Source organism: Kitasatospora sp. NPDC097691 (genome assembly GCF_040302665.1).
In the GTDB taxonomy this organism is placed as follows: Bacteria; Actinomycetota; Actinomycetes; order Streptomycetales; family Streptomycetaceae; genus Kitasatospora.
In genome coordinates this window covers 18,459-44,822 of the sequence record NZ_JBEORY010000034.1, presented here as the reverse complement: position 1 = coordinate 44,822, position 26,364 = coordinate 18,459, and the positions used below count along the sequence as shown (strand labels likewise).

The 26,364-nt window shown below is 73.7% G+C and carries 28 protein-coding genes and 1 pseudogene; 17 read left to right on the top strand and 12 right to left on the bottom strand.

Annotated features, from left to right (window positions below; genetic code table 11):
- Window positions 1-56 precede the first annotated feature (56 nt).
- Together ABTY56_RS23335 and ABTY56_RS23330 are read left to right on the top strand one after the other, a co-directional pair.
- Window positions 57-899, top strand: coding sequence for a PaaX family transcriptional regulator (locus tag ABTY56_RS23335; RefSeq protein ID WP_350630923.1), 843 nt, complete (start codon window positions 57-59; stop codon window positions 897-899).
- On the top strand, window positions 896-2,515 hold the full coding sequence (locus tag ABTY56_RS23330) for an amidohydrolase (RefSeq protein ID WP_350630922.1): 1,620 nt from the start codon (window positions 896-898) through the stop codon (window positions 2,513-2,515). Before ABTY56_RS23335 ends, ABTY56_RS23330 begins: the two co-directional genes overlap by 4 nt.
- 24 nt (window positions 2,516-2,539) lie before the next feature.
- Here the strand turns inward: ABTY56_RS23330 and ABTY56_RS23325 are convergent, their stop codons facing one another.
- Together ABTY56_RS23325 and ABTY56_RS23320 are read right to left on the bottom strand one after the other, a co-directional pair.
- Window positions 2,540-3,058, bottom strand: a complete 519-nt coding sequence (locus ABTY56_RS23325; RefSeq protein ID WP_350630921.1) for a universal stress protein — start codon at window positions 3,056-3,058, stop codon at window positions 2,540-2,542.
- A 105-nt stretch (window positions 3,059-3,163) separates the two neighbouring features.
- Window positions 3,164-3,817, bottom strand: coding sequence for a hypothetical protein (locus ABTY56_RS23320; protein ID WP_350630920.1), 654 nt, complete (start codon window positions 3,815-3,817; stop codon window positions 3,164-3,166).
- 91 nt (window positions 3,818-3,908) lie between these two features.
- On the opposite strand from ABTY56_RS23320, the gene ABTY56_RS23315 reads away from it, so the two are divergent.
- From ABTY56_RS23315 to ABTY56_RS23305, 3 genes are all read left to right on the top strand, one after another.
- A complete protein-coding gene (locus ABTY56_RS23315; protein WP_350630919.1) occupies window positions 3,909-4,550 on the top strand; it encodes an alpha-ketoglutarate-dependent dioxygenase AlkB in 642 nt (213 codons plus the stop codon).
- Window positions 4,551-4,670: 120 nt separating this feature from the next.
- Complete coding sequence (locus ABTY56_RS23310; RefSeq protein WP_350630918.1) at window positions 4,671-5,495, top strand: VOC family protein; 825 nt, start codon at window positions 4,671-4,673, stop codon at window positions 5,493-5,495.
- Window position 5,496: 1 nt separating this feature from the next.
- Complete coding sequence (locus ABTY56_RS23305) at window positions 5,497-5,835, top strand: hypothetical protein (RefSeq protein ID WP_350524749.1); 339 nt, start codon at window positions 5,497-5,499, stop codon at window positions 5,833-5,835.
- Window positions 5,836-5,901: 66 nt separating this feature from the next.
- On the opposite strand, the gene ABTY56_RS23300 is transcribed toward ABTY56_RS23305, so the two are convergent.
- The 3 genes from ABTY56_RS23300 to ABTY56_RS23290 all read right to left on the bottom strand — a co-directional run bounded on the left by ABTY56_RS23300 (window position 5,902) and on the right by ABTY56_RS23290 (window position 9,189).
- The gene (locus ABTY56_RS23300; RefSeq protein WP_350630917.1) at window positions 5,902-6,762 is read right to left on the bottom strand and encodes a carbohydrate ABC transporter permease; all 861 of its coding nucleotides are present in this window, start codon (window positions 6,760-6,762) and stop codon (window positions 5,902-5,904) included.
- Complete coding sequence (locus ABTY56_RS23295) at window positions 6,759-7,739, bottom strand: carbohydrate ABC transporter permease (RefSeq protein ID WP_350630916.1); 981 nt, start codon at window positions 7,737-7,739, stop codon at window positions 6,759-6,761. The genes ABTY56_RS23300 and ABTY56_RS23295 overlap by 4 nt, the downstream gene beginning before the upstream one ends.
- 139 nt (window positions 7,740-7,878) lie before the next feature.
- The gene (locus ABTY56_RS23290; RefSeq protein ID WP_350630915.1) at window positions 7,879-9,189 is read right to left on the bottom strand and encodes an extracellular solute-binding protein; all 1,311 of its coding nucleotides are present in this window, start codon (window positions 9,187-9,189) and stop codon (window positions 7,879-7,881) included.
- 366 nt (window positions 9,190-9,555) lie between these two features.
- Between ABTY56_RS23290 and ABTY56_RS23285 the strand changes: the two genes are divergently transcribed.
- Window positions 9,556-10,362, top strand: coding sequence for an IclR family transcriptional regulator (locus ABTY56_RS23285; protein WP_350630914.1), 807 nt, complete (start codon window positions 9,556-9,558; stop codon window positions 10,360-10,362).
- A gap of 129 nt (window positions 10,363-10,491) precedes the next feature.
- Here the strand turns inward: ABTY56_RS23285 and ABTY56_RS23280 are convergent, their stop codons facing one another.
- On the bottom strand, window positions 10,492-11,031 hold the full coding sequence (locus ABTY56_RS23280; RefSeq protein ID WP_350630913.1) for an Lrp/AsnC family transcriptional regulator: 540 nt from the start codon (window positions 11,029-11,031) through the stop codon (window positions 10,492-10,494).
- A gap of 45 nt (window positions 11,032-11,076) precedes the next feature.
- Here ABTY56_RS23280 and ABTY56_RS23275 point away from each other — a divergent pair, with 45 nt between their 5' ends.
- From ABTY56_RS23275 to ABTY56_RS23265, 3 genes are all read left to right on the top strand, one after another.
- Window positions 11,077-11,985, top strand: coding sequence for an NAD-dependent epimerase/dehydratase family protein (locus tag ABTY56_RS23275; RefSeq protein WP_350630912.1), 909 nt, complete (start codon window positions 11,077-11,079; stop codon window positions 11,983-11,985).
- The gene (locus ABTY56_RS23270; RefSeq protein WP_350630911.1) at window positions 11,982-12,872 is read left to right on the top strand and encodes an aldo/keto reductase; all 891 of its coding nucleotides are present in this window, start codon (window positions 11,982-11,984) and stop codon (window positions 12,870-12,872) included. Before ABTY56_RS23275 ends, ABTY56_RS23270 begins: the two co-directional genes overlap by 4 nt.
- A 401-nt stretch (window positions 12,873-13,273) precedes the next feature.
- Window positions 13,274-13,984, top strand: a complete 711-nt coding sequence (locus ABTY56_RS23265) for an alpha/beta hydrolase (protein WP_350630910.1) — start codon at window positions 13,274-13,276, stop codon at window positions 13,982-13,984.
- 55 nt (window positions 13,985-14,039) lie between these two features.
- Here the strand turns inward: ABTY56_RS23265 and ABTY56_RS23260 are convergent, their stop codons facing one another.
- Complete coding sequence (locus tag ABTY56_RS23260) at window positions 14,040-14,621, bottom strand: universal stress protein (protein WP_350630909.1); 582 nt, start codon at window positions 14,619-14,621, stop codon at window positions 14,040-14,042.
- Window positions 14,622-14,869: 248 nt separating this feature from the next.
- Window positions 14,870-15,541: a TetR/AcrR family transcriptional regulator gene (locus tag ABTY56_RS23255; RefSeq protein WP_350630908.1), complete on the bottom strand. Its 672-nt coding sequence runs from the start codon at window positions 15,539-15,541 to the stop codon at window positions 14,870-14,872.
- Window positions 15,542-15,699: 158 nt separating this feature from the next.
- Between ABTY56_RS23255 and ABTY56_RS23250 the strand changes: the two genes are divergently transcribed.
- Window positions 15,700-16,515 carry an MOSC domain-containing protein gene (locus ABTY56_RS23250; RefSeq protein WP_350630907.1) on the top strand — a complete coding sequence of 272 codons (816 nt, stop codon included), beginning with the start codon at window positions 15,700-15,702 and terminating at the stop codon, window positions 16,513-16,515.
- 115 nt (window positions 16,516-16,630) lie between these two features.
- On the opposite strand, the gene ABTY56_RS23245 is transcribed toward ABTY56_RS23250, so the two are convergent.
- Window positions 16,631-17,023 (bottom strand): ribonuclease, encoded by a 393-nt coding sequence (locus tag ABTY56_RS23245; RefSeq protein WP_502893171.1) that lies wholly within the window; start codon window positions 17,021-17,023, stop codon window positions 16,631-16,633.
- 280 nt (window positions 17,024-17,303) lie between these two features.
- On the opposite strand from ABTY56_RS23245, the gene ABTY56_RS23240 reads away from it, so the two are divergent.
- Window positions 17,304-18,959 (top strand): carboxyl transferase domain-containing protein, encoded by a 1,656-nt coding sequence (locus tag ABTY56_RS23240; RefSeq protein WP_350630906.1) that lies wholly within the window; start codon window positions 17,304-17,306, stop codon window positions 18,957-18,959.
- Between the two features lie 489 nt (window positions 18,960-19,448).
- Window positions 19,449-19,823 carry an aggregation-promoting factor C-terminal-like domain-containing protein gene (locus ABTY56_RS23235; RefSeq protein ID WP_350630905.1) on the top strand — a complete coding sequence of 125 codons (375 nt, stop codon included), beginning with the start codon at window positions 19,449-19,451 and terminating at the stop codon, window positions 19,821-19,823.
- Between the two features lie 246 nt (window positions 19,824-20,069).
- On the opposite strand, the gene ABTY56_RS23230 is transcribed toward ABTY56_RS23235, so the two are convergent.
- Entirely contained in the window at window positions 20,070-20,528 is a 459-nt protein-coding gene (locus tag ABTY56_RS23230; RefSeq protein WP_350630904.1) for an HD domain-containing protein, read from the bottom strand.
- A gap of 187 nt (window positions 20,529-20,715) precedes the next feature.
- Here ABTY56_RS23230 and ABTY56_RS23225 point away from each other — a divergent pair, with 187 nt between their 5' ends.
- Window positions 20,716-21,642, top strand: a complete 927-nt coding sequence (locus ABTY56_RS23225; RefSeq protein ID WP_350630903.1) for an AEC family transporter — start codon at window positions 20,716-20,718, stop codon at window positions 21,640-21,642.
- Here ABTY56_RS23225 and ABTY56_RS23220 read toward each other — a convergent pair.
- Window positions 21,617-22,096, bottom strand: a complete 480-nt coding sequence (locus ABTY56_RS23220; RefSeq protein ID WP_350630954.1) for a MarR family winged helix-turn-helix transcriptional regulator — start codon at window positions 22,094-22,096, stop codon at window positions 21,617-21,619. The two genes, ABTY56_RS23225 and ABTY56_RS23220, sit on opposite strands and share 26 nt — an antisense overlap.
- Window positions 22,097-22,258: 162 nt before the next feature.
- Here ABTY56_RS23220 and ABTY56_RS23215 point away from each other — a divergent pair, with 162 nt between their 5' ends.
- Window positions 22,259-23,119 (top strand): alpha/beta fold hydrolase, encoded by an 861-nt coding sequence (locus ABTY56_RS23215; protein WP_350630902.1) that lies wholly within the window; start codon window positions 22,259-22,261, stop codon window positions 23,117-23,119.
- Between the two features lie 478 nt (window positions 23,120-23,597).
- On the top strand, window positions 23,598-23,804 hold the full coding sequence (locus ABTY56_RS23210) for a hypothetical protein (protein WP_350630901.1): 207 nt from the start codon (window positions 23,598-23,600) through the stop codon (window positions 23,802-23,804).
- Window positions 23,805-23,946: 142 nt separating this feature from the next.
- On the opposite strand, the gene ABTY56_RS23205 is transcribed toward ABTY56_RS23210, so the two are convergent.
- The gene (locus tag ABTY56_RS23205) at window positions 23,947-24,210 is read right to left on the bottom strand and encodes a dsRBD fold-containing protein (RefSeq protein ID WP_350630900.1); all 264 of its coding nucleotides are present in this window, start codon (window positions 24,208-24,210) and stop codon (window positions 23,947-23,949) included.
- Window positions 24,211-24,539: 329 nt separating this feature from the next.
- Between ABTY56_RS23205 and ABTY56_RS23200 the strand changes: the two are divergent.
- Together ABTY56_RS23200 and ABTY56_RS23195 are read left to right on the top strand one after the other, a co-directional pair.
- Window positions 24,540-25,382: pseudogene (locus ABTY56_RS23200) on the top strand (DMT family transporter); the annotation flags it as partial.
- Window positions 25,383-25,654: 272 nt separating this feature from the next.
- Complete coding sequence (locus ABTY56_RS23195) at window positions 25,655-26,329, top strand: DUF6629 family protein (protein ID WP_350630899.1); 675 nt, start codon at window positions 25,655-25,657, stop codon at window positions 26,327-26,329.
- Window positions 26,330-26,364: the final 35 nt, after the last annotated feature.

Genomic DNA, 26,364 nt, shown 5'->3' with positions numbered 1-26,364 from the left:
CCGGGGCGCCACCGGTGGCCCGGTCACCGCCGATCGCCGGGGAGGAGCGCCCACGCATGTCGGAGACCACGCCCCGGCCGAGTTCCCTGATCCACACCGTCTACGGCGAGTTCGTCCGCCGCCTCGGCGGCTGGATATCCATCGCCGACCTGATCGCGCTGATGGCCGAGCTGGACGTCGACGGGCCGGCGGTCCGCTCGGCGACGTCCCGGCTGAAGAAGGCCGGCACCCTCCACCAGGAGCGCCGCGCAGGCACCGGCTACCGGCTCGCCCCCGCGATGGAGCCGGTGTTCGAGGAGGGCGACCGCCGGATCTTCCACAGCCTGGAGCCCGCCGAACTCGCCGACGGCTGGGTGGTGGCGGTCTTCTCGGTGCCCGAGTCCGAACGCGCCCACCGCCACCAGCTGCGCTCCCGGCTGAGCTGGCTCGGATTCGGCAACGCCGCCCCCGGCGTCTGGCTGGCCCCCGCCCGGCTGCTGCCGGACGCCCGCCGCCTGCTGGAGCGCCTCGGGCTGAGCGCCTACGTCCACCTCTTCCTCTCCGCCGAGTACGCCGGTTTCGCCGATCTCCGGACGGCGGTGGCGAGTTGGTGGGACCTGCCGGCGATCGAGGCGCAGTACGCGGCCTTCACCGACGCCTGGCGACCGGTGGCCGAGGAACTGCGCGGGCCGGGCAGCCGACCTGAACCGGAGGCGTTCCGCGCCTACGTCCCGATGCTCACCCAGTGGCGCCGCCTGCCCTACCTCGACCCCGGGCTGCCCGCGCAACTGCTGCCCGCCGACTGGAACGCCGTCCCGGCCCGAGCGGTCTTCGCCGAGTTGCACGGGCTGCTCGCCGGGCCCAGCCTGCGCTACGTCGAGAAGGTCACCGGTCTGTCCCACCCCCAGGAGCCGTCATGACCCCCCAACCCCCCGCCGACCTGCTGATCCGTGCCGCCGCCGTGCACACCCTCGTCCCCGGCGAGCCGCCCCGGCGCGCGATCGCCGTGACCGACGGACGGATCACCGCCCTCTCCCCGGTGCCCGACGGCCTGGACGCCCTGATCGGGCCGGCCACCGAGGTCGTCGACGCGCCGGGCTCGACCGTGCTGCCCGCCTTCGACGACACCCACACCCATCTGATCCTGGCCGCCCGGAGCGTCCACGGCGTGCCCGTGCACCGGGCCCGTGACCTGGCCGGCTTCCTCGACCTGATCCGCGAGCGCGCCGCCCGCACCCCCGCCGGGGAGTGGATCCACACCACGGTCAACTGGCAGGAGGTGCTGCTGACCGAGCAACGGATGCCCACCACCGGCGAGTTGGACGGCGCGACCACCGACCACCCGGTGCTGGTGCGCCGCGGCGCGTACAACATGGTGCTCAACTCGGCCGCGCTGCGGCTGGCCGGGATCACCGAGGCCACCGAGGCCCCGCCCGGCGGCGTGATCGAGCGGGACGAGCAGGGGCGGCTCACCGGTCGGCTGATCAACCGGGCGATCGAGCTGGTCGAGCCGGTGCTGCCGAGCCCCACGCTCGCCGAGCGGATCGACGGCCTGCGCGCGGCCTCGGCGGACTATGCCGCGACCGGGATCGGCACCGTGCGCGACTGCCTCGTCCCGGTCGAGGACCTCGACGTACTGGACGCGGCCCGGGCCGGGGGCGCCCTCGCCGTCCGGGTCCGGGCCCTGGTCTCCGGCTTCGCCGCCCGGACGCCCGAGCAGGTCGACGCCCTGCTGGACCGGATGGACGCCTGGCGCGCGGACGGCCGCGACGACGACCGACTCCGGCTGTGGGGCGTCAAGTTCGGCATCGACGGCGGCTTCGAGGCCGGCGCGATGGAGGAGCCGTACCAGGGGCAGCCCTGCTACCACGGCCGACTGCTCTGGGAGCCGGCCGAGCTGCTCGCGGCGGTGGACCGGGTCGTCGAGCGCGACTGGCGGGTCGGCGTGCACGCCTGGGGCGACCGCGGTCTGCGCGTGCTGCTGGACGTCTTCGAGCAGGTGCTCAAGCGCCGCCCCGGCCTGCCGCCCGGCACGCTCGTGGTCGAGCACGGCGGCCTGGCCCGCCCCGACCAGCGGGCCCGGGCGATCGCGCTCGGCATTCCGGTGACCGTCCAGCACCCGCTGCTGCACGACGGCGCGCTCACCCAGCAGCGGGCCTGGGGCGAGGAGCGCACGGCCGCGCTCTTCCCGCTGCGCGAGTGGCTGGACGAGGGCGCGCTGCTCACCGGCGGCTCGGACTTCCCGGTCGGCCCGTACGGCGCGATGGTCTCGGTGTGGGGCATGACGACCCGGGGCACCACGGCCGGCGTCGTCGGCCCGGAGCACGCGATCGAGCGGTCCGAGGCGGTCGCGCTGCACACCGTGAACGCCGCCCGACTGACCGGCGAGAGCGCCGTACGCGGCAGCCTGCGACCGGGGACGTTCGCCGACCTCACGGTGTGGCCGCTCGACCCGCTGGACTGCCCGGTGGACGCGCTGCACGACCTGCGCCCGTCCCGCACCGTGGTCAACGGGCTGGCGGTACACGCTTCCTGACGGTGCATAGTGCCTGACGACTCGTCAGGCGGCGACCAGCTCCCGCAGGTCGATGCCGCGGTGCAGCGCGCGCAGGTCCTCGTGCAGCGTGGACGGCGGGACGACGAGCACGCCGCAGCGCGCCTGCTCCAGGCAGTGGCGGGCAACCGAGCGACCCGTCATCCGGCGCAGCCGGGCCCGCAGGCCGTCCTGCTCGCCGGTGCTGATCACCAGGAGGTCGCCCGGACGGTCGGCCAGCTCGGTCAGCACCGCCCCGGCCTCACCGCGCACGACCAGCGGCCGCACCGGCACCCCGATCGGGAGCCCGCCGAAGGCCTGCTCCAGCACGCCCGCCATCCGGGTGTCGGCGAGGTCCTGCCAGGCGCGCAGCAGCGGCGGGCACGGCCGCGCGCGGTAGTTGCGCTCGCCGCCGACCGGCGTCCAGGCGTGCACCGGAACCAGGGCGGCCTGCCGGATCCGGGCCTCCTCCGCCGCCCGGTGCAGGGCGGTCAGGCTGTGCAGTGAGCCGCTGACTCCGACGATGACGCGGGCGCCGTCCGACATGATCCTTCACTTTCCGATGTCAAGCCTCAACAGTGTCTGCGATTATGCTGCCACGATTCCACAGGCACCTGCAAATCGAAGGCATTAACTGAATGTCGCCTTGCATCACTCGGAAGGCTCGGCAAACTCTGCGGCCTCGCCGGCCCCGCCGGCTTCTGCGGCCCCGGCGGGTCCACCACCCTCCCGCCGGACCTCCTGCAGCAGCCCCCAGGTGAAGTCCGCCGTCCACGGCCGCACCCGCCCGGTGGCGCCCGGCGCCTCGAAGTCCAGCCGGAACCTGGTCGGCGCACTCCCCTCCCGCGGCACGGCGGGCGGGAACGCGGCTCCGACGTCTCCCACCACACAGCTCCACGACACCAGGTCGGCCACCGTGCGCAGCTCGGGTACCGGAACGCCGGGCGCCCGCACCAGCCACTCGTTCAACACCGGCGCGCCGATCTCCGCCGGCCCGAGCAGGACCTCGAAGCGCAGCTCCGGCCAGAGCGGCAGCGTCCACTGCCGCGCGGTGCACGCCAGGTCCCCGATCCGGCGCGGCACGGTCGCCTCCGCCGGCCCCAGCACGGCGGCGTGGCGGGCCGCCCCGCGTGGGAAGCGGGGCGCCCGGACCATCGCCTGCCACCGCTTGTTCGCCTCCCGCATCGAGGCCCGGTCGGCGCCCAGCCGCCGCACCGCGTCCTCGACCAGGCCGGGCCGGAAGTCCGCCATCCGGCGCAGCAGGACCAGCTGGAACTCGGTCACCCCGAAGCCGTTGATCGCCATGTCCGCAGGCTACGGCCCGACGGCGACGCCGCGCGGTGATCACAGGAACCCTGTTCGAGCATTTGTTCGAATCAAGGCGTACGCTGGCCCCATGCACGGCACCGTCCCCCTCCAGCCCTCGTTGTTCGACGACGCGGACCGCGACGACATCCGCCTCGGCCCGCTCGACGGCCTACGGCGGCAGGCGCTCGGCGACGGCGCCTGGCTGGACGTGCTGCCGGCGTGGCTGCACGGCGCGGACGCGCTGTTCGAACAGTTGGCCGCGACCGTGCCCTGGCGGGCCGAGCGCCGCGAGATGTACGAGCGGATGGTGGACGTCCCGCGCCTGCTGGCCTCGTACCCGGCGGACGCCGAGCCGCCGCACCCGGTGCTCGGGCAGGCCCGCGCGGCGCTGAGCGAGCACTACGCCGACGAGCTGGGCGAGCCGTTCCGCACCCTCGGGCTCTGCTACTACCGGGACGGCCGGGACAGCGTGGCCTGGCACGGCGACCGGATCGGGCGCGGCGCCCGCGAGGACACCATGGTGGCGATCCTGTCCGTCGGCGAGCCGCGCGTCCTGGCGCTGCGGCCCCGGTACGGCGGCTCGACGGTCGTCCGGCTCCCGCTCGGCCACGGGGACCTGGTGGTGATGGGCGGCTCCTGCCAGCGCACCTGGGAACACGCGATCCCCAAGACCGCCCGCGCGGTCGGCCCGCGGATCAGCATCCAGTTCCGGCCGCACGGCGTCGCCTGAGCCCCGGGGCCGCCTGAGCCCCGGGCCTCCTGAGATCCGGGCCCGTCCGAGCCCCCGGTTGCCGGTCGTGGAACGCGCGTGGAGGCTGGCGGGTGGGGCCGTTGCCACCGGGAGGGCGGCATGCCGAAGGCGGGCAGGTACCGCGAGGGCGTCCCGTGCTGGGTCGTCCTGACGACCTCGGACGCCGCACGCGCGCAGCGCTTCTACGGCGCGCTGTTCGACTGGGAGTTCGTGCCGACCGGCCCCGCCGAGACGGTCGCCACCCGGTACGGCGCCCAGGTCGCCGGCATCGGGCCGCCCGTGGACACCGCGCGACCCGCCGCCTGGACCACCCACCTCGCCTGCGCCGACCTGCACCGCACCGCCGCGCTCGTCCGCGCCGCCGACGGCCGGATCGTCCGCGAGCCGTACGAAGTGCCCGAGCAGGGCCGGGCCGCACTCGCCGTCGACCCGCTCGGCGCGGCCTTCGGCCTGTGGCAGGCGGGCACCATCGACGGCGCCGGCCTGGTGGACGAACCCGGCGCCCTCGCCTGGAACGAGCACCTCTCCCCCGACCCCGACACCGCACGCGCCTTCTACCGCCGCGTTTTCGGCTACACCTACGACCGGCCGAAGGCGGGCCACACCCTCGCCCGGGCCGCCGGCCACCCGGCCTGCAGCATCGGCCCGTCCGCCGCCGGCACGGACCCGGCCGACCTGACCAGCCTGACCGACCCGACCGCGACCGCGACCGCGACCGCGACCGCGACCGGGGCACGCTGGCTGGCCCAGTTCGGCACCGCCGACACCGACCGCGCGGCCGACCGGCTGCGCGCCCTCGGCGGAACCGTCCTCACCGGACCCGAGCCGACGCCGTACGGCCGCGCCGCGCTGGTCCGGGACGACGCCGACGCGGTGTTCGTCCTGGTCGCCGTCCCTTCCCACGAGTCCGCGGAGGCGGCCTGAGATGACCGGTGACCAGCTCGACCCCGAGCACCGCTTCGCCGCCCTGGTCCGGGAGACGGCCGGCCTCCCCGGTGTCACCACGCCGGGTCCGGGCCGCCGCTTCGGCTCCGACGCCCTCAAGGCGGACGGTCACATCTTCGCGATGCTGTCCGCCGGCCGCCTGGTCCTCAAGCTGCCGCGGGCCCGGGTGGACGAGCTGGTCGCGGCGGGCGAGGGCACGAACTTCGACGCGGGCAAGGGCCGCCCGATGCGCGAGTGGCTCGCCCTCGACCCGGCCTCCCCGCTGTCCTGGTCCCGACTCGCGCGCGAGGCGTACGCGTTCGTCCACCGGGAGGGCTGAGCCCTCCGCCGGCCCGTCACCCCCGCCGGTCAGGTCACCACGCCCGCCCGTCCTGCACCGCGCGCGTCAGTCCTTCACGGCGCCCGCCAGCCCCGACACCAGCCTCCGCTGCACCGCGACGAAGAAGATCAGCACCGGGACGGTCATCAGCGTGGACGCCGCCATGATGCCGCCCCAGTCGTTCTCGTCCGGCTTGAAGAAGACCAGCAGCGCCGACGGCAGCGTCTGGTTCCGCGTGGCGCTGATGATGAAGGTCTTGGCGAAGACGAAGTCGTTCCACGCCGTGATGAAGGAGAACACGCTGGTCGCCGCGAGGCCCGGGGCCACCAGCGGCAGCAGGATCCGCCACAGGATGCGGGCGCGGGAGGCCCCGTCGATCTGCGCGGCCTCCTCGATCGAGACCGGGACGGCGGCGACGAAGCCACGCATCATCCAGATCCCGAACGGCAGGGAGAACGCCAACTGCACCAGGACCAGCGAGGCCAGGGTGTTCAGCCCGATGCCGGGGACGAACCGCCCGGCATCCCGGAACATGAAGAACAGCGGGATGGTCAGCGCCTCGACCGGGATCATCTGGGCGATCAGGAACATCACCAGGACGGTGGTGCGGAACCTGAACCTGAACCGGGTCACGGCCACCGCCGCCAGGAACACCACGGCCGCCGAGAGCACCACCACCGACAGCGCCACCACCAGGCTGTTCGCGAAGTACCGGCCGAAGCCGTCCACGCTGAGCACCTGACGGAAGCTCTGCAGCGTGGGGTGGGCGGTCCACGGCTCTGGGTCCAGCGACTGCACCTCGCCCTTGGGTTTGAAGGCCGAGAGCACCATCCAGAAGATCGGGAAGGCGGTGACGACGGCCGCCAGGATCGCGGCCGCGTCGGCGCCGAACCGCCACCGACCGCGGGAGTTCCGAAGGGAGTTCACAGCTCGTTCCCCGTCCGTCGCAGGCTGCGGATGTACAGGACCGTCGGGATCACCAGGATCAGCAGCATGATCACGCCGATCGCCGCTCCCAGCCCGTACTGCGAGGAGGCGAACGCCTTCTGGTACGCGTACACGTTGAGCACCAGGTTCTGGCCGGCGATGCCGCCGCCCTCCGTCATGACGTAGACCTGGGTGAAGACCTTGAAGTCCCAGATCACCGACTGGATCACCACGATGGTCAGGATCGGCCGCAGCATCGGCGCGGTGACCCGGCGGAAGGTCGTCCAGGTGCCGGCGCCGTCCAGCGCGGCCGCCTCCAGCACCTCCTCCGGGATGGCCCGGATGCCCGCGTAGAGGGTGACCATCACGAACGGGAAGGAGTGCCACACCACCACGGCGCCGACGATCAGGAACGCCGTCCACTTGTCGTAGAACCAGTTGAACTCGTGGAAGCCGGAGAGCCCGAGCCGTTCCAGGGTGTGGTTGACCAGGCCCAGGTTGGTGTCGAACAGGAAGCTCCACACCGTCGAGCCGGTCATCGCCGGCGCCGCCCAGGCGGCCATCGCCGCGGTGGTCAGCACCAGCCGCGGCCACCGGCCGACCTTGGTGAGCAGCACCGCGAGGGCGGCGCCGACGGCCAGGGTGGCGACCACGCAGAACGCGGCGAAACCGACCGTCTGCAGCAGCACCGACCAGAACTGGTCGTCCGCCAGGATCTTCGCGTAGTTGCCGAGGCCGACGAAGGAGGTCGGCGCGCCGCCGGACGCCTGGGCCTGCCCGAAGTCCAGGACGGACAGCAGCCCGAGCTGGTAGATCGGGTAGGCGACCAGCGGGATCAGGATGACCGTGGCCGGCAGGAGCAGCAGCAGCGGGGGCCTGCGGCGCCGACCGCCCGGGGGTGCGGCCGGCGTCCTGCCCCCACGGCGCCGCTGCGGGGAAGGCGGCACCGGCGGGGCGGTCGTGGTGGATGCGGACACGTGCGGACCTGCTCTCTGTGACGAACCGGAACGGGACCGTCAAGGCGGGGCTGTCGGCGCGCGACCATCAGCGCACGACCGACGCACGGCCGACGCACGGCCGACGCACGGCTGGCGCGCGGCCATCAGCACGCGGCCGTCAGCGCGCGGCGAAGGCCGAGTTGATCTGTGCCGCGGCATCACCGGAGGCCTTGGCCACGTCCGCCTTGCCGGTGACGACCTGCTGGAGCATCGTCGGGATCACCGACTGGGCGTCGATCTGCGCCCACGCCTGGTCCAGCGGCACGAACCTGGTGCCGGCCGCGATGGTGTCGGTGAACGGCTTCAGGAACGCGTCCTTCGCCGCGACCCTGCCGCTGACGGACGTCAGCGTCGGCAGGTTGCCCATCGCGTCGTACATCTGCTCCTGGTAGGCCGGGCTCGCCAGCAGTTCGGCGAACTCGACGGCGAGCGTGCGGTGTTTGGCCGCCTTCATGACGCCCAGGTTGTTGCCGCCGGCGAAGGCGGGGGCGATGGAGCCGGCCTTCTCGCCGGGCAGCGGCACCACGCCGTACCTCCCCTTGGCCGCGCCCGCGTCCACCTTGCCGCGGTTGGAGTTGAGCAGGATCGCCATCGCCGACTTCCCGGCCGCGAACAGGTCGACGGTCTTGCCGCCGGTCAGGTCGGCGCACTGCTGCGCGGGGCAGCCGTCGGCGCCGAAGAGGTCGGTGTAGCGCTTGATCCCGGCCTGCGAGGCGGGCGAGTCGATGGCCGCCTTGAACGCGGTGCCGTCCTTGGCGGCGATGTCGCCGCCCGCGTCCCAGACGAAGGGCAGCGCACCGAAGGTGTACTTGCCGCCGACCGCGATGCCGAAGGTGTCCGGGTGCGCGGCGTGGATCTTCCGGGCGGCGGCGACCAGTTCGGCGTACGAGGTCGGCGGGGTGAGCCCGGCCTCGGTGAACAGGTCGGTGCGGTAGTACAGCGCCCGGACGCCGACCCACCAGGGCAGGCCGTAGGTCTTGCCGTCCAGCACGGCGGTCCTGGCGATGGCCGGGTCGAGGTCGCCCTTGTCCTTCCACCGCTCCAGCTCGGCACCGATCTCGGCGAGACCGCCGGCGGCGACGTAGCCGGGCAGGTCGGTGTTGCCGAACTCGACCAGGTCGGGGGCGCTGTCGGGGTCGTTGAAGGCGCCCTTCATCTTGGCCGCGCGGGCCGAGGCGTCGGTGTCGATGTAGCTGACGTTCACGGTGACGCCCTGGTGGGAGGACTGGAACTCGCCGACGGCCTTGGCGATCACGGCCTCCTTGGCCGCGTTGCCCGCCTCGTTGTACAGCCAGACCTGCAGGGTGCCGGTGCGGTCGTCGCCCGCCCGGTCGCCCGCCGACGAGGCGGTGCCCGGCGCGCAGGCGGTGGCGGCCAGGCAACCGGCGGCGAGCACGACGGCCACGGCGGTCCGTCCGGTGAGTCGCATGGTGGAGACCTCCCCTCCCGACAGCTGCCGCCGAGACGTGTGCCGCTGCGGACTGCGGACGGGCACGTCGAAGCAGGCCCTGACCGGGGCCGATGGTGGGTGAAGTGGTGGGGGTGGGGCAGGGCGCAGCGCTCGGGTGGGGCGACGTCGCCTGCTCGATGGCAGGGACGTTAGGCGTGGGCGATCGGCGCCAACAAGAGGGGGTCGGCGAAAGTTTTGCACTGCACAACGTTGTATCGAAGATGCGGCCATCCGACCGCGAGCGGGTACGTTCTGACCACCGCCGCCGCCGACACCGCCAACGGCGGCAGGCGAAGGAACGCCGGCAGAAGCCACCAGGGAACACACCACCAGGGAAACGACCCCATGACGGAGACGGCACCCAAGAAGCCCGCGACCGAACGCAACCAGTCCTCCTCGCTGCGCCGCGCGCTCGCCGTCCTCGGCTACGTCCGCGACCACGGCGACGGGCGCGGCGTGCCACTGGCCCAACTCGCCGAAGCCCTCGACCTCAACAAGAGCACCGTGCTGCGGCTGGCCGGGCCGCTGCTGGACGAGCACCTGCTCGACCGCGACCGCGAGACCGGCTGGTTCCGGCTCGGCCACGGCTCCCTGCGCCTCGGCCAGGCCTACCTGACCACCCTCGACCTGCGCAGCGTCGCCGCCGAGCACCTGCGCCGACTCCAGCGCGAGGCGGGCGAGACCGTCCACCTGACGGTCTGGCAGGCCTCCGGGATCGTCTACCTGGACAAGGTCGAGGACGAGACCAACGTCCGGATGGCCTCCCGGGTCGGCAGCCGGGCCCCGGCCTACTGCACCGCCACCGGAAAGGCGATCCTCGCCTGGCTGCCGGAGGAGGCCGTCACCGAGGTGGTCGCGGCCGGCCTGCGCCCGGTGACCGCCTGGACCATCTCGGACGAGAGCCGGCTGCGCGCCGACCTCGCCCGGATCCGCGCCCGCGGCTACTCCATCGACGACCGGGAGAACGAGCCCGAGGTGCGGTGCGTCGCCGCGCCGATCTTCGACCACACCGGGGAGGTGACGGCGGCGCTCTCCGTCTCCGGGCTCACCTCCCGGATGACGGCCGCCCGGGTGCGCGCCCTCGGGCCGGTCGTGGCACAGGTCGGACTGCGGATCTCGCGCGAGCTGGGCTCCGACCGGCAGCCGTCCTGAACGTGTCCCCGCGCGTGTTCCGGTGCCTGTCCCCGCTCGTGTGTTCCCGGCGCCTGTTCCCTCGCCCGTCCTTGCCCGGGTTCCCTCGCCCGTCCTTGCCCGGGTTCCCTCGCCTGTTCCCGCGCTCCGTCAGTCCGAAGGCAGCAGCGCCCGCTGGTCCACCGGCGACGACAGGATCACCGAGGTGGTCGTCCGGCCGAGCAGCGCGATCGCCTCGATCAGCTCCTCCAGGTGGGCGGTGTCCCGGGCGGCGACCTTGAACACCCAGCAGTCCTCGCCGATCACGTGGTGCACCTCCAGCACCTCCGGCCGGTTCAGCAGGTCCTGACTGCGCAGGTACTTCACCGTCATCCGGGCGTGCGGCGAGACCCGCACGAAGGCGCGGATGCCGTAGCCCAGCCGCTCCGGGGCGACCAGGGCCGCGTAGCCGGTGATCGTGCCGCTCGCCTCCAGCCGGCGCACCCGCTCGCCGACCGCGGCCGGGCTGAGGTTGACCCGCCGGCCCAGCTCACTGAGCGTGATCCGCCCGTCGGACTGGAGCAGCTCCAACAGCCCCAGATCGACCGCGTCCAGACCCCCGCCGACGCCGCTCCGGGACCCCACCGACGAATCGTCGGCCGAACCGCCGGACTGCCGTCGGTCTTTCGGTCGCAGCGCCTGAACTCCCATGATCACCCCTTCATCGAACCGCGCCGCACCATAACACTTGTAGGCATGGAAAACGCGCTCGTCATCGGGGGAAACCGGTACTTCGGACGGCAGTTGGTCACCCGGCTGCGTGACTCCGGAGTCCGGGTCAGTGTGCTCAACCGGGGCTCGACACCGCCACCTCCCGGTGTCACCCGGCTCGTCGCCGACCGCACGGACGAAGCGGCGCTGACCACCGCGCTCGCCGGGCGGGACTTCGACACGGTGATCGACCAGGTCTGCTACACCCCGCATCAGGCCGAACTCGCCGTCCGCGCCTTCGCCGGACGGACCGGCCGCTACCTGATGACCTCCACGATCGAGGTCTACGACACCGGCGAGCCCCGCCCGGCGGACCGCCCGTTCACCGAGTCCGCCGTCGAGCCGGCCGACTGGCCGGTCCGCCTCGAACTCCCTTGGACCGAAGCCGAGTTCGTCGAGTCCTCGTACGGCGAGGGCAAGCGCCAGGCGGAGGCCGTGTTCACCCGCGGCGCAGCCTTCCCGTTCGTCACCGTCCGGCTCGGGCACGTCCTCGGCACCGCCGACTTCACCGGGCGGCTGGCCCACTACACCGAGCGGATCGAGGCCGGCCTGCCCGTGCTGGTGCACCCGGAGAACCTGCCCTCCTCCTACACCCACGAGGACGAGGCCGCCGCCTTCCTGGCGTGGGCGGCCGGCGAGCGGTTCACCGGCCCCGTCAACCTCGCCTCGGACGGCGAGCTGACCGCCACCGACCTCTGCGACCTGCTCGCCGCCGGCCGCCCGTACCGCACCGCCGCACCCGGGCCCGGGCAGCAGGCCTCGCCGTTCTCCTTCGACCGCTACTACGGCATGGACAACTCCCGGGCCCGCCGGCTCGGCCACCCCGTCTCGCACACCCGCGACTGGCTGCCCGGCCTGATCGCCGCCACCCGTGGACAGGAGCTCCCCGCATGACCACCAGCACGACGACCCGCCTCCTCGGCACCGTCCGGACCAGCGCCATCGGCCTCGGCGCGATGCCGCTCTCCGTCGAGAACCGTCCCGACGAGGCCCGCGCGATCGCCACCGTCCACGCCGCACTGGACGCCGGCGTCACCCTCATCGACACCGCCGACTCCTACCACTGGCACGCCGACGAGTACGGCCACAACGAGGAACTGATCGCCCGGGCACTCGCCGCCTACGGCCCGGACGCCGACCGCGTCCTGGTCGCCACCAAGGGCGGCCGCGGCCGCCCCGGCGACGGCACCTGGACCGTCAACGGCGACCCTGCCCACCTCAAGCGCGCCTGCGAGGGCTCACTGCGCCGCCTCGGCGTCGAGGCGATCGACCTCTACCAGCAGCACCACCCGGACCGGACCGTCCCGTACGCCGACTCGCTCGGCGCCGTCCGGGAGCTCTACGAGGAGGGCAAGATCCGCGCGGCCGGCATCTCCAACGTCGACGTGGCACAGGTCCGGCTCGCCCGGGAGATCCTCGGCGACGCCCTCGTCTCCGTACAGAACGAGTACTCCCCCGCCGTCCGCAAGCACCAGCCCGTCCTGGACCTGTGCACCGAACTGGGCCTGGCCTTCCTCCCCTGGAGCCCCCTCGGCGGCATCGGCCGCTCCGCCGAACTCGGCGGGGCCGGCCAGGAATTCGCCGCCATCGCCGCCGACCGCGGAGTCAGCCCGCAACGCGTCGCCCTCGCCTGGCTGCTGGCCACCTCCCCGGTCACCATCCCGATCCCCGGCGCCAGCCGCCCCGAGACGATCCGCGACTCCGCGACCGCGGGGGAACTCGTGCTCAGCGGCGAGGAACTGGCCCGCCTGGAAAACGCGAATGGGGCCCGGCACCCCTGAAAGGCACCGAACCCCATCCGAACGTAGAGCGCCAGGCCCGGGTCGCACGGACTCTTCCTACTGAAAGTAGGACGTGCTCTGGTAGCACCACTGACGCCTGACGAGGAATCATCTCCCTCGCGACAGGAAGAACATTAGCACCCCAACGAGCGAATACAGAACCCGGGAACAATCGCCCGCAAACCCCACCCCGAGAAACACGAATGGGGCCCGGCACCCCTGAAAGGCACCGAACCCCATCCGATCGAAGAGCGCCAGGCCCGGGTCGCACGGACTCTTCCTACTGAAAGTAGGACGTGCTCTGGTAGCACCACTGACGCCTGACGAGGAATCATCTCCCTCGCGACAGGAAGTACAGTACCAGCTCAGTGATCAGTTACCGAATCGGAGGCGAACCCCGCATGGACAGCGCACCATTCGATGTCATTCCGTACGCGGACGGGCGGTTGTCGGACGTGCACCGGCCGGGCACAGGTGCCGCCGGGCTGGCTCCCGTCGTCCTGCTGTGGCACGGCAGCGGCCCGAACGAGCGGGATGTGCTGCGGCCGTTGGCCCGGGAGGCCGCCGGGCGCGGGCTGCTGGTGCTCGTCCCGGACTGGAGTTGCCAGCAGGCGGACGGCGGCGCCGCCGAGCTGCGCGCCTCCCTCGCCCATGCCCGCCGGGTCGCGGCCGAGTTCGGCGGGGATCCGGCGCGCCTGGTGCTGGCCGGCTGGTCGCTCGGCGGCCGGGAGGCGATCGCGGTGGCCACCCACCCGGACACCCCGGCCGAACTCCGGCCCATCGCCGCCGTCGGCATCGCCTCGCAGTACACCGACCCGGCCGCCACCACCGGCGACGCCCCGCTCGACCACTTGGCCTCGGGCCCCTCCCCCGTCCCGCTCTGGCTGGTGCACGGCACGGCGGACGAGATCGTGGACGTCGAGCACACCCGCAAGCTGGCCGCCGCCGTCCCGGCCGCCGCGCTGCTCGAACTCCCCACCGACCACGCCGGCGTGGTGATGACCGCCTACAGCCCCGAGGCCCGACGCTGCCTCCCCGCCACGGCCACCGACACCCTGGAGGCCGGCCGCCACACCGCCGCCGTGCTGGCCGAGGCTGCCGGGCTGTCGTAGCGGGCGGCTGTCGGAGCGGGGCGGCTGTTGGAGCGGGGCGGCTGTCACCCGCCGGTCAGTTCCGCGCCACCGATGCCCACAACCGGTGCCGGCGCCGGTGCCCCAGGGTCTCCAGGTCCCCGAGCAACGGGGGGTGCGGGACGGCCAGCACCGGGCAGGTCGCGTGCCGGACGCAGTAGGCGGTGACCGAGGGGCGCACCAACCGGGCGAGGCGGCCGCGTTCGCGGCCGGCGCCGAGGACGAGCAGGTCGCCGGGGCGGTCGGCGCACCGCACCAGGGTGTGGCCGGTGTCGCCGCGGACGGCCTGGCAGCGCAGTCGGACGCCTGCGTACCGACCGGCGAAGGCCTCGTCGAGGGCCTGCCTCAGCCGGGCGACGGCGGCGTCGCGGCCGGCGGTGATCACCGGCGGGCAGGGGGTGCGGCGGTAGCCGAGTTCGTCGCCCGGCGGGGTCCAGCAGAGCACCGCGAGCACTTCGGCGTCCGTGCGTCGGGCCTCGGCGACGGCGTGGTGGAGGGCGGCGAGGCTGCCGAGCGAGCCGCTGAGGCCGATCACGATCCGTCCCTCGTCCGCACCGCCGTCCCCGCCATCGTCCGCACCGCCGTCCACGCTGGCGACCCTGTCGGCGCTGTCCGCCATACCCCGCCCCTGCCTCTCCCGCCGCACCGTCGACGCGGCCGAACCGACGCAACCGTCGGACCAGCCGACCGCGCGCGCTCCGTCGCACCTCAGCAAAGCGCCCCGCGACCGCGCGGCAGCCGCCCGTTGACGGGGCCCTGACGCGGCGCCCGGTGTTCCGTACGCGTCCCTGATACCGGGGAATCCGTGCCGAGGGAGCCGCACCGGGGAATCCGTGCCGAGGGAGCCGCGCGCCGGGGGCCGCGCACTCAGGCCTGCGGGGGCTCCGCCTCCCAGAGGTCCGCGAACATCCGGTCCAGGTGTTCCTCGCCGATCGGCGGGACCGGCAGCGGGTGGGTGGCCTGGGTGCGGAAGCCGTCCAGGAGGAGGGCGAGGTAGCGTCGCCAGAGGTCGGGGCGCAGCTCGGTGGTGGCGGGCAGGGCACGGCAGAGCGGGCCCAGCAGGAACAGCAGGTCCATGGTGCCCACGTCGCGCCGCATGGTGCCCTGTTCCTGGGCGCGCGCGATGAGGGCGCCGACAGTGGCGGCGTGCTGCCGGCTGATCTCGATCATGCCGGGGATGGTCGGGATGGCCTGGGTGACCAGGTCGTTGATGCCCTGGTCGGCGGCGACGAGCTCGAAGATCCGCTCGAAGTACCGTTCGAGGCCGGTCCAGGCGTCCTCGGTGGAGAGCGCTTCCTCGCCGGCGGCGGCCAGGCCGGCGCCGGCGTCCGCGAACACCTCGACGATCAGTGCCTCGCGAGTCGGGAAGTGCCGGTAGAGGGTGGCGTTGCCGACGCCGGCCTCCTTGGCGATCTGGTCCAGCGGCACGTCCAGGCCGCGCCGGGAGTACATGTCGCGGGCGGCGGCGAGCAGCAGGTCGCGGTTGCGCTGCGCGTCTCGCCGGAGCCGTCCCGGAGGGTTCGCGCTGCTCGGTGCCATGCACCCGACCCTAGCAAGCGGGCAGGCGGGCGACGGCGTGCCGCTCGACGGCTCCGCCCCCGTCACCCCGTCCACGCCGGCGGGTCGCAACCGCACCTCCCGCCACATCGCTCAACTACCCTACGGAGTCGTCGAGTCCAGGATGATCGGGGGAAGTCATGGCGAGGGTGGCGGAGCTGCGGTACTACCCGGTGAAGGGGTGCGCCGGGGTCTCGGTGGAGCGCGCCGAGTTGACTCGGGCGGGTCTGGCCCACGACCGGGCGTTCATGGTGGTGGACGAGGGGGGTGTGTTCCGCTCCCAGCGTCGGGACCCGCTGCTGGCCACCGTCCGTCCGGTGGTCGAGGACGACGGCCGCCTGCTGCGTCTTGCCGCCGGGGTGGAGCCGGTGGTGGTCCGGGTCGATTCGGACGGCCCGCGCCGCGAGGTGCGGTTGTTCGGCGCACCGTTTCTCGGCATCGACCAGGGCGAGGAGGCCGCCGACTGGCTGTCCGAGGTGCTGGGTGCGCACAGTCGGCTGGTCCGGGTGCCGCCGGAGCACGACCGGGTGACGGACGGCCTGACCCCGGGCACCTCCGGCTACGCCGACAGCTGTGCCGTGCACCTGCTGTCCCGTTCCACGCTGGACGGCTTCAACGCGCTCTCCGGCGCTCCCGCGCTGTCCGCGGACCGGTTCCGCCCGAACCTGGTGGTGGACGGCTGGCCGGAGCCGCACACCGAGGACCTGGCGCGCCGGATCGCGGTGGGCGGCGCCGAGTTGGGCTACGCCAAGCTGGCGATCCGCTGCGCGGTGACGATGGTGGACCAGTCCAGCGGCGCCAAGGTCGGCCCGGAGCCGTTGCGGACGCTGGCCCGGTACCGCCGGGCGGCGGCGGGCGGGGTGGCGTTCGGCAGCAAGTTCGCCGTACTGCGGTCGGGCTCGCTGCGGATCGGGGACGAGCTGGTGGTGGCGGACTGGGGGCCGTCGGAGCTCTGACCGGGGCTGCGGCCGAGGCGGCAGGGGGGTGCGGCAGGGCACGGCGGCGGGCCATGGCGGTACGGCGGTGGCCCCGGCGGGGAAGTGCGCCGGGGCCAGCGCCGTACCGGGAGGGTCAGCAGGTCTGGTCGACCAGGCGGAACGTGGCGTAGTGGTCGCCGGTGTAGTAGTCCTCCTGGTAGTCCTGGCCGGTCACGATCCGGCGGGCGCCGCGGGTCGGCGAGCCCGGGGTGACGACGGTGTACTCGTGGTAGTAGCCGTAGGACTCGCTGGGCAGGACGTGCTCTCTGTTCTGGAAGACCACGCCGTCCTGGGAGTAGGGGAACGGCCCGTCGGAGGCGATCAGGTCGAGGGTGTCGGCGGCCTCGGGCGGGAGCGCGGAGAGGCACACCGAGCCACTGACGGCGGCGTGCGCGTCGGTGGCGACGGCGATCGGCGCGAGGGTCATCAGGGCGACGGCGGTGACGGCGGCAGCGCGGGACTTCCACGCGCGTAGAGTGCGGGTCATGTCCCTAGTGTGGCGAGACACCGTCAACTCCGGAAGCCCTCCTTCCAAGTATTAACCAGCGGGTAACTCCCGTTTACCTGCAGCGACTTGGCCCGTATTCCGGCCGCCGTCGCACTCCTCCGGCGCCGTCCACGAACCGTCCGTACGGCGCAAGGGTCGACCGCCATCGAACTGGCGACGAGACCGTCCCGCCCTGTTTCCCGGGCTCTCGCCGCGCCCGGACCGGGCCGCATAGAGTGACGGATCACGACGGACCGGAACGATCTCTGACGGGGTGGGCATGGCGGCGAACGAGGACGACGACATGGCGCGGACCACCCCTCCGACGCCGGCCGGACGGACCGCCACGACCGCACCGGAGCCGACCGCACCGGCCAGGCAAACCGCGCCGACCGCATCGACCGCACACCAGCTGATCGGCCTGCTGGTCGACCCCGGCAGCTTCCACAGTTGGGACGAACCGACACCCGGCCCGCCCGCCGACCCCGACTACCGCGCCTCGCTCGACCGGGCCCGCGAGCGCACCGGCCTGGACGAGGCCGTCCTCACCGGCCGCGGCGTGATCGGCGGACGGCCGCTCGCCCTGGTCGCCTCCGAGTTCGGCTTCCTCGGCGGCTCGATCGGCGTCGCGACCGCCGAGCGGATCACCCGGGCCGTCGAGCGCGCCACCACCGAGCGACTGCCGCTGCTCGCCCTGCCGGTCTCCGGCGGCACGCGGATGCAGGAGGGATCGGCGGCGTTCCTCTGCATGCTGCGGATCACCGCCGCCGTCCAGGCCCACCGCGCGGCGGGGTTGCCCTACCTCACCTATCTGCGCAACCCCACCATGGGCGGGGTCTTCGCCTCCTGGGGCACGCTCGGCCAGCTGGTGTTCGCCGAACCGGGCGCCCGACTGGGCTTCCTCGGCCCGCGCGTGTACGAGGAACTGCGCGGCGTGGAGCTGCCGCCGGACGTCCAGCGGGCCGAGACGCTGGCCGCGCAGGGGCTGGTGGACGCCGTCGTCCCGCCGCAGGAGCTTCGCGAGCTGGTCCGCCGCACGCTCGCCGTCCTCGCCGCGCCCCGGCCGCCTTCCCCGGGCTCCCCTTCTCCTCTTAGTTCTACGGACACCCCGTCCACGGACGCGGCCACGGACACACCTCCGGCGGAGGACCCGGGCGCCACGCCCGAGAGCCCGGACGCCTGGGACTCCGTCCGCCGCACCCGCCGTCCCGACCGCCCGGGCACCCGCGAGCTGCTGCGGCACACCGCCGAGGAGCTGGTGCTGCTGGATGCCCCGGGCGGCCGCGGCGGCGCCCTGGTCCGCGCGCTCGCCGTACTCGGCGGCCGGCCCGTCCTGGTGGTCGGCCAGCAGCGGCAGTCCGCGGAGCACGAGCGTCCGTTCACCGCGGCCGATCTGCGGGCCGTCCGCCGTACCGCGCGCCTGGCCGAGCAGCTCGGGCTCCCCTTGGTCACCGTGGTGGACACGGCCGGGGCCGAGCTGTCCGCCGAGGCGGAGCGGGACGGCATCGCGGTGGAGATCGCGCACTGCCTGACCACGCTGCTCGCGCTGCGCACCCCCGTCCTCGCGGTGCTGCTCGGCCAGGGCTCGGGCGGCGGCGCGCTCGCACTGCTCCCGGCCGACCGGGTGCTCGCCGCCGGCCACGCCTGGCTGGCGCCGCTGCCGCCGGAGGGCGCCTCGGCGATCGTCCACCGGGACGGCGAGCACGCCGCCGAGCTGGCCCGGGCGCAGGGGATCGGGGCGCAGCACCTCGCGACGGTCGGGCTGGTGGACGAGGTGGTCCCGGAGCTGCCGGACGCGGCCGACGAGCCGGAGGCCTTCTGCGCCCGGCTCGGCCGGGCGGTCGGTACGGCGCTCGGCGCCATCGCGGCGTCCACCGAAGCGGACCGGCTCGCGGCCCGGGCGGCGCGGCACCGGCGACTGGGCGACCTGCGCTGACCGCCCGTGCGCTCCGGGGTGTGGCGCCGGTCTCAGCACCGGGTTGATCGTCTGTACCCAAAGTGCTACCGCGGGACCCGCGGGTGACGGCACTCCGGGCTCAAACGGTGAGTGCGCTCACACGGAATCAACGCCCACGACGGACCGTAGTAGACCTACCCGAACGGTCGGCCTGCTCCCCGATGTCCCCACGTACGCGCACGTCAGGGCCGGTCCGCGCGCTCCGCGCGACCGGCCCTTCGAATCCACGGCGGCCACTCTCCTACGACTGCCGGTCGTAACGAGGGGGTCTTGGCGGCGGCCGATCCGGTCTGCCAACAATGGCTCTCGTCGCCAGCCACACCGGCTCCTGTCCCGCCGGCGAATGGCTTACTGCTGAGTCACGCCCCGCAACCATTTCGGCCCCTGTCCGGCCGTGGTCCTGGGCGGGGCGTGACCCGGCCCAACCTGATTGAGGTCCTGTTCTTCATGCCCGCTTTCAAGCTCCGTATGCGTACTTCGGCCGCGATTCTTGCCGGCGCCGCCGGTCTGACCGCCCTGGGCGCCGGTGTCCTGCCCGCCACCGCGAACGCCGCCACCGCGTCCCCGAAGACCATCGCCGCGCAGATCGTCCCGGCGAGCCAGCTGGCCTCGTTCAACCAGATCATCTCCCACGAGTCCGGTTGGAACGTGACCGCGACCAACCCGAGCTCGGGCGCCTACGGCCTGGGCCAGGCGCTGCCGGGCTCCAAGATGGCCTCGGCCGGTGCCGACTGGAAGACCAACCCCAAGACCCAGATCAAGTGGGCCTACGACTACATGAACTCCCGCTACGGCAGCCCGAACGCCGCCTGGTCCTTCTGGCAGAACCACCACTGGTACTAAGCCGGACCCCATCGGCCCACTGATTCCCTCCCGACCCTGACCACTCCCCCTCACCCCGGGGGTCGGACAGGGGCCACCGGGGTGCCCGAAAGGGCCCGGACCCGCGCGATCCGCGTGGCCCGGGCCCTTTCGTGGTTTCCCCGGCACGCCGCCACGGTCGGCTGCCCGGCCGGCCGGCCGGCCTGCTGCACGGCCCGTCCGGCTTCACGGCCCGTCCGGCCGGCCGGCTGCACGGGCCGCCCGGTACTACAGCTCCCCCGTCAGCCCCAGCAGCTCGCGCATCCGCGCGTACTTGGCGGCCAGCCGCTCGGCGGTCGCCCGGTCCAGCGAGGCCAGCCGGGCCGGGTCGGAGTTGTGGGCCAGGTCGGCGCGCTTGACCAACAGTGCGCCCGGCGTGGCCAGGATCCGCGCGGTGTACTCCTCAAGCGGCTCCTTCGGGCGCCGGGTGAGCGCGTCCACGATCGTCTTGGTCTCCTCGGGCAGCGCGGCCGCCGCCAGCCATTCCCGGCTCAACCGGTCGTCCTCGACCGTGTCGTGCAGCCAGCCCGCCGCGATCTGCGCCTCACTGCCCCCGCGCGCGGCCGTCCCGTGCGCAACGGCCGCGATGTGCTCGCCGTACGGGTGGCCGTTCTTGTCCACCTGTCCCCGGTGGGCGCCGCGAGCGATCGCCTCCACCTCGGACAGGCTCAGGTACTCGTCCTCCACGCTTCACCCCTCGCTTCGCCCCTCGGCTGCTCGCTCATCGTAGGCCCGTGATCGACGGGCCGGCGGCCACTGGTTTACTGCCCCGGGGGTTTCAGCGGCTCAGGGGGTCCACCGGCTCGCGCGTCGACGCCCCCGGCGGGCGACCCCCGCCGCACCCGGCAGACACGTCCGAGCGATCCGAGGAACCATGCCATCCCTGCATCCGCTGCTGTCCGGCTTCGCCCCGATCTGGGCGCTCACCGCGGTCGGTTACCTCGTCGGCCGGACCGGCCTGCTCGGACCGCACGCCGAGGCGGTGCTCAACCGGTTCGTCTTCCACGTGGCGATGCCGGCCGCGCTCTTCCTGATGATCGCCCGCACCCCGCTGGGGCGCTTCGCCAACCCGTCGATGCTCGCCTTCGCCGCCGGCACCGCCGTCGCGACCGGCCTCGGACTGCTCGCCGGGCACCTGCTCTTCCGGCGCAAGCCCGGCGAACTGGCCATCGGCGCGATGGCCTCCGGGTACGTCAACTCCGCCAACCTGGGCATCCCGGTGACCATGCAGGTCGTCGGCGACGCCTCCTTCGTGGCGCCCGTGGTGCTGTTCCAGATCCTGCTGGTCACCCCCGCCGTCCTCGCCGTGCTGGACGGCGGCTCGGCCGGCCGCCGGGCCCTGCTGACCCTGCCCGTGCGCAACCCGATCCTGCTCGCCACCGCGCTCGGCGCCGTGGTGTCGGCGACCGGGGTGCACCTGCCCGCCGAGCTGAATCGTTCCTGCGAACTGCTGGGCGGCGCCGGCGTGCCGACCGCCCTGATAGCCCTCGGCATCTCGCTGCACAACCGCCCGCCGGCCGACGGCCGTTCCCGGCGCGCCGAGGTCGGGCTGACCGTCGCGATCAAGACCCTGGTCCAACCGCTCGTCGCACTGGTCGTGGCCGGCCCGCTGCTCCACCTGCCCGCCCACCAACTCCTCACCGTCGTCCTGTTCTCCGCACTGCCGACCGCGCAGAACGTGTACACCTACGCCCGCGAGTACGGCCAGGGCACGGTGCTCGCCCGGGACGCGGTGCTCTGGTCGACGCTGGCGTCGATGGCGACCCTGTCGGTGATCAGCTGGACCCTCGGGCCGGCGTAGGCCCCGCCGCCTCCTCCCGCCCGTCCTGACGGGCGGCGGTGACCACCCCGGTCATGGCCTCCAGGAAACGCCGGGCCGTGGCCAGCTCCGCCGGGTCGAACCGCCGCATCTCGGCGAGCAGATCGCCGATCAACCCGCCGAAGAAGCCCTGCCCCAGCTCCATCGCCCGCTCCTCCACCAGCAGTCGCACCCTGCGTCGGTCCTGCGGGTCGCGCTCGCGGCGGATCAGCCCGAGCCGCTCCAGCCGGTCCACCAGACCGGTCGTCCCGGCCGAGTTCAGGTGCAACGCCTCACCGAGCCTGCCCGGGGTGACCACCTCCCCGGCCCGGGAGGCGTCCAGCAGATGGATCAGCGCCCGCAGATCGGTCGGATGCAGACCGTTACGGGATGCGAACTCGGCCCCAAACAGGTCGAGTTCGACCGTCAGACCGCGCAGCAGGTGGACCAGCCGCATCGGCTCCTCGACTTCGGACACCCTGTCGTCCTCCCTCGGGCACGCCCGTGTCACTATTCTCTCGATCAGCGAGATAGTTGCTGAACGAGACACTCGCTGGGCAAGATACTTGCCGAGCGAGTGGTTCCGCACGCCATCACACCACACCTGCGGAGGCCCGTCATGTCCGCCCGCACCGCCACCTTCCTCGCCGCCTACGACACCCTGCTGGCCCGCTGGCCCACCCCGGTCGAGGCCCTCACCGTCCGCACCGACCACGGCACCACACGGATCAACGCCTGCGGCCCCCGGGACGGACGACCGCTCGTCCTCCTCCACGGCGGCGGCGCCACCTCCACCATGTGGTTCGCCAACGCCGCCGCCCTGACCGAAGCCGGACACCGCGTCCTCGCGGTCGACCTCATCGGCGACCCCGGGCGCAGCATCCACGACGGCGCCGCGCTCGACGGCGTCCCCGGACTCCTCGGCTGGCTGGACGCCGTGCTCGACCGACTCGACGTCCCCGAGGCCGACCTCTGCGGCCACTCGTACGGCGGCTGGATCGCCCTGGAGTACGCGCTGCACGCCCCGGCCCGGGTCGGCCGGCTCGCCCTGCTCGACCCCAACCTCTGCTTCGCCGGCTTCCGCCCCGGCTACCTGCTGCACGCACTCCCCCTCTTCCTCCCCGGCCGCACCCCGGACCGCGCCCGCGCCTTCCTCGACTGGGAAACCGGCGGCGGCACCCACCTCGACCCCGACTGGCGCGAGGTCTACGCCCTCGGCTACGCCGACTTCCCCGCCTCCCGCGTCGTCACCGGCACCCGCCCCACCCCCGCCCGACTCGGCACCCTCACCACCCCCGTCCTCACCCTCCTCGCCGCGCGGAGCCGCACCCACCACTCGGCCCGCGTCGCCGAGACCGCCCGCCGCACCCTCCCGTCGGCAGAGGTCGCCGTCCTCCCGGACGCCACCCACCACAACCTGCCGATGGCCGCCGCCCCCGAGATCAACCAACGCCTCGTCCGGTTCCTCAGCAGGCACTGACGACCAGCCCCCACCGGGGCCCGCCGCAGCGGGAGCGCCGACCGCTCGCTGCCCAGGACCGGTTGCGCCGTCGGTTCCGGGTCCGTATCCGAAACCCCGTCGACCGCTCCGAGGGCGGGCGGGCGGCGGTGGGTGCGCGCACCGCAAGTCGGAGGCCATCGGCGACCCATCGCACCACCACGACATCCGCCTCCGGGAGCACCTACCAGCCGCCAGGCCGGGAGCACGTCGGCCCGCAGCGGGAGTTCGCGGACGGACCCAGGGCCTGAACCCCGGTCGCCGGCGGCCCCGGCAGCCTGCACCTCACCGAGCGGGCTCCGGCGTGGGCCCCTTGACCGTGCGTCACGACCGCTTGGGCCGTGCCAGCCGTCGATCGGCTCGGCGGCCGGGGCGGGCGCTTCGCCGGGGGCATCGCCGGGCTCGAGCGCGGTCCGGTGCCGCAGAATGCCGGACATGGGACCGGCTGGTGGCCGGTGCGATGACGCCGACGGAGGTGACGGCCGAGGTCTGGCGGCGCCTCCACGCGGGCCGGACCGCGGCCGAACGCGACTTCGTGGACGCCGCAGGCTACGAGTACCACGTCGAACGCATCGCGGCCGAGCAGCCGGAGGCCTACCGGGCCTGGGAGGAGACCCTCCGCTCTGCGGCGGACCGGCTCTGCCGCACCCCGTTCCCGACCTGGTAGGCAGACCCGGGTGGGCAGACCCGGGTGGGCAGACCGCGTTGGCAGACCCCGGTGGGCAGCTCCGGGCGGCAACGGCCGTGGACCGTACGACCGCGCCGCCCGGGCCGTGACCGCCGCCGGAAGCCGCCGCCAGTAGCCGCCGTCAGTAGATCAGGTACCCCGGACGGTGCCCTTCGTCGTCGATCTCCCCGGTGGCCTGCGCCCGCAGCTTGCGGGACAGTTCCTCCAGGGCGCGGGAGGCCGCGACCTCCTCGCCGATCCGGGCGAGCGGACGGTCGTCGGCGCTCTTCATAGCCTCGCCGTGCGCGCTCAGGCCCGGCGCCCGCGCGCCCGTCAGCCTGGCGTCGCACGCCGTGTGCACGCCGTCCTCGTCGAATGTCAGCTCCACGTCCCACTGGTTGTGCATGCCACACCTCCTGGCGCCGACCCCCGTCGCGCCTGTCCTGACCGGCACGGACGGTGACCCGTGGCGGCCGCTCACACCAGCGTGCGCCTGCCCCGCCCGTAGCGGCAAGCGCGGCGGACGGTACCGGGGCGCGGCTGCACGGGCACGCACCGTGGCACCGCCCGCCCGGCCGCACGGGCCCGGGCGGGCGCTCGACGCGGCACTCGCGTGTCGTGTCCGATCGGCCCGGCCGCCGCCCCGGCGGTACGCTGACGGGAGCGGGCCGCGACCGCGTACCCACCCCGGACCCGTCGGCGCGGCGCGGGCAGCGACAACCTGGTGGTCCCTCCGTGGCGGTCTTCCTTCTCGCCCTCAGCGCGGCCTGTTGTCTGGGTCTCGGCTTCGTCCTCCAGCAGCACGCGGCGCAGCGGGCACCCCGTGCCGACCTCCTGCGGTGGCGGCTGCTGCTCGACCTTATGCGGATGCGCGAATGGCTGCTCGGCACCGGATTCATGGTCAGCGGGCTGATCCTCTCCGCGCTCGCGCTCAACCAGGGCGAGGTCTCCCTGGTCGAACCGCTGCTCGCCACCAATCTGCTGTTCGCCATGGCGCTCGCCCGGGTGCTGACCCGTCAGACCCTGGGCCGCTCGGGCTGGGCCGGGGTGTTGCTGCTCGGTCTCGGGGTGACGGCCTTCATCGTGGCCGGGAAACCGACGGGCGGTGGGGCGCCCGCCGGGGAGCTGCGGCACTGGCTGGTGGCCGGCACGGTGGTCGGGCTGGTCGTGCTGTTGGTGTCCATGGCCCGGCGACTGCCGCTGTTCGAGGAGGCGACGCTGCTGGCGCTCGCCGCCGGACTGCTCTACGGCCTCCAGGACGCGCTCACCCGGACCACCACCCAACGCCTCGACCACGAGGGGCTGTCGGCCGTGCTGCGCAGCTGGCAGCCGTACGCGGTGGTCGTCGCGGGCGTGGTCGGCCTGCTGCTGGTGCAGAGCGCCTTCGAGGCCGCGCCGCTGCGGATGTCGCTGCCGGCGCTCACCGCCGCCCAGCCGCTGGCCGGGATCGCCTGCGCGGTCGGCTTCCTCGGCGACCGACTGCGGGTCACTCCGAGTGCGCTGGCCTGGCAGTCGGCCGGGATGCTCGCCATCGTGACCGGGGTGATCGTGATCGGCCGCCACCCGGCGATGCCCGGTACCGTCCGCGACACCCTGGAAGACATCGGCGCGGCCCCGGAGGACGAATCGGAGGCCGGAGCGGGGAACGGTTCAGGGAACGACTCGGGGAACGGCTCGGGGAACGTCTCGGGGAACGTCTCGGACGAGCGTTCCACGAACCGGTCGGCGGACGGTGCCGAAGGCCGGTCCGGGGGCGACACCGGATCCGACGGCGAACCGGACGGCAGGCCCGACCGCGGACCCGACGGCGGACCCGACGGCGGCCCGGAGAAGTCCGGCTAGAGGTCCCGATGTGCTGGAGCGCGCAGGCGGACGCCGTGGCCGGTGGGGTGGTCGCGGCCGTCGGGGTGGCGTGCCTGGTCCGCGCCCGTCGGACGGGCCACCCGGAGCGGTTACCGCTCGCCGCGCTCCCGCTGGTGCTGGGTCTGCACCAGCTGGTCGAGGCCATGGTCTGGCTCGGTACGGACGATGGGCTGCCCGCGGCCCTCGCCGGAGCGGCCCGGACCGCCTGGGCAGTGATCGCGCTCCCGCTGTTGCCCGTGCTCGTCCCGGCGGGCGTGTGGTGCGCGACCACCGGGCCGCGTCGGCGGGTGCTCGCGGCGCTCACCCTCCTGGGCGCGGCCGTCGCCGTCCCACTCGCCGCTGCCGTCGCCTCCCACCCGGTGACGGCCACCGCGCACGGCCACACCCTCGGCTACTCCGTCGGCATCCCGCACCCGGCCGTCCTCCTGACCGGCTATCTCGTGGCCACGGTCGGTTCCCTCCTCGTGAGCGGCGACCGGCTGCTGCGCCGCCTCGGTCTCGTCACTGCTGTGGGCGCCCTCGCCTGCGTCCTGTTCTGGCGGCTCGCCTTCATCTCCACCTGGTGCGCCCTCGCCGCCCTGGCGAGCCTCCTGTTGCTCCGGTGGGCGGGCCACTCACCAGTCGCGGAGGGCGCCGATCGGATCGCCCGACCGATCCGCTGAACCGCCCGCTGAACCACCCGCTGAACCACCCGCTG

Bases quoted from the DNA above. Each gene is read 5' to 3' on its own strand.
- ABTY56_RS23255 (WP_350630908.1), bottom strand. From the start codon at position 15,541: ATGGCACCGAGCAGCGCGAACCCTCCGGGACGGCTCCGGCGAGACGCG.
- ABTY56_RS23315 (WP_350630919.1), top strand. From the start codon at position 3,909: ATGCACGGCACCGTCCCCCTCCAGCCCTCGTTGTTCGACGACGCGGAC.
- ABTY56_RS23245 (WP_502893171.1), bottom strand. From the start codon at position 17,023: ATGACCCGCACTCTACGCGCGTGGAAGTCCCGCGCTGCCGCCGTCACC.
- ABTY56_RS23210 (WP_350630901.1), top strand. From the start codon at position 23,598: ATGACGCCGACGGAGGTGACGGCCGAGGTCTGGCGGCGCCTCCACGCG.
- ABTY56_RS23290 (WP_350630915.1), bottom strand. From the start codon at position 9,189: ATGCGACTCACCGGACGGACCGCCGTGGCCGTCGTGCTCGCCGCCGGT.
- ABTY56_RS23310 (WP_350630918.1), top strand. From the start codon at position 4,671: ATGCCGAAGGCGGGCAGGTACCGCGAGGGCGTCCCGTGCTGGGTCGTC.
- ABTY56_RS23280 (WP_350630913.1), bottom strand. From the start codon at position 11,031: ATGGGAGTTCAGGCGCTGCGACCGAAAGACCGACGGCAGTCCGGCGGT.
- ABTY56_RS23325 (WP_350630921.1), bottom strand. From the start codon at position 3,058: ATGTCGGACGGCGCCCGCGTCATCGTCGGAGTCAGCGGCTCACTGCAC.
- ABTY56_RS23195 (WP_350630899.1), top strand. From the start codon at position 25,655: ATGTGCTGGAGCGCGCAGGCGGACGCCGTGGCCGGTGGGGTGGTCGCG.
- ABTY56_RS23265 (WP_350630910.1), top strand. From the start codon at position 13,274: ATGGACAGCGCACCATTCGATGTCATTCCGTACGCGGACGGGCGGTTG.
- ABTY56_RS23250 (WP_350630907.1), top strand. From the start codon at position 15,700: ATGGCGAGGGTGGCGGAGCTGCGGTACTACCCGGTGAAGGGGTGCGCC.
- ABTY56_RS23320 (WP_350630920.1), bottom strand. From the start codon at position 3,817: ATGGCGATCAACGGCTTCGGGGTGACCGAGTTCCAGCTGGTCCTGCTG.
- ABTY56_RS23260 (WP_350630909.1), bottom strand. From the start codon at position 14,621: ATGGCGGACAGCGCCGACAGGGTCGCCAGCGTGGACGGCGGTGCGGAC.
- ABTY56_RS23225 (WP_350630903.1), top strand. From the start codon at position 20,716: ATGCCATCCCTGCATCCGCTGCTGTCCGGCTTCGCCCCGATCTGGGCG.
- ABTY56_RS23335 (WP_350630923.1), top strand. From the start codon at position 57: ATGTCGGAGACCACGCCCCGGCCGAGTTCCCTGATCCACACCGTCTAC.
- ABTY56_RS23285 (WP_350630914.1), top strand. From the start codon at position 9,556: ATGACGGAGACGGCACCCAAGAAGCCCGCGACCGAACGCAACCAGTCC.
- ABTY56_RS23275 (WP_350630912.1), top strand. From the start codon at position 11,077: ATGGAAAACGCGCTCGTCATCGGGGGAAACCGGTACTTCGGACGGCAG.
- ABTY56_RS23305 (WP_350524749.1), top strand. From the start codon at position 5,497: ATGACCGGTGACCAGCTCGACCCCGAGCACCGCTTCGCCGCCCTGGTC.
- ABTY56_RS23235 (WP_350630905.1), top strand. From the start codon at position 19,449: ATGCGTACTTCGGCCGCGATTCTTGCCGGCGCCGCCGGTCTGACCGCC.
- ABTY56_RS23220 (WP_350630954.1), bottom strand. From the start codon at position 22,096: ATGCGGCTGGTCCACCTGCTGCGCGGTCTGACGGTCGAACTCGACCTG.
- ABTY56_RS23240 (WP_350630906.1), top strand. From the start codon at position 17,304: ATGGCGGCGAACGAGGACGACGACATGGCGCGGACCACCCCTCCGACG.
- ABTY56_RS23215 (WP_350630902.1), top strand. From the start codon at position 22,259: ATGTCCGCCCGCACCGCCACCTTCCTCGCCGCCTACGACACCCTGCTG.
- ABTY56_RS23270 (WP_350630911.1), top strand. From the start codon at position 11,982: ATGACCACCAGCACGACGACCCGCCTCCTCGGCACCGTCCGGACCAGC.
- ABTY56_RS23205 (WP_350630900.1), bottom strand. From the start codon at position 24,210: ATGCACAACCAGTGGGACGTGGAGCTGACATTCGACGAGGACGGCGTG.
- ABTY56_RS23330 (WP_350630922.1), top strand. From the start codon at position 896: ATGACCCCCCAACCCCCCGCCGACCTGCTGATCCGTGCCGCCGCCGTG.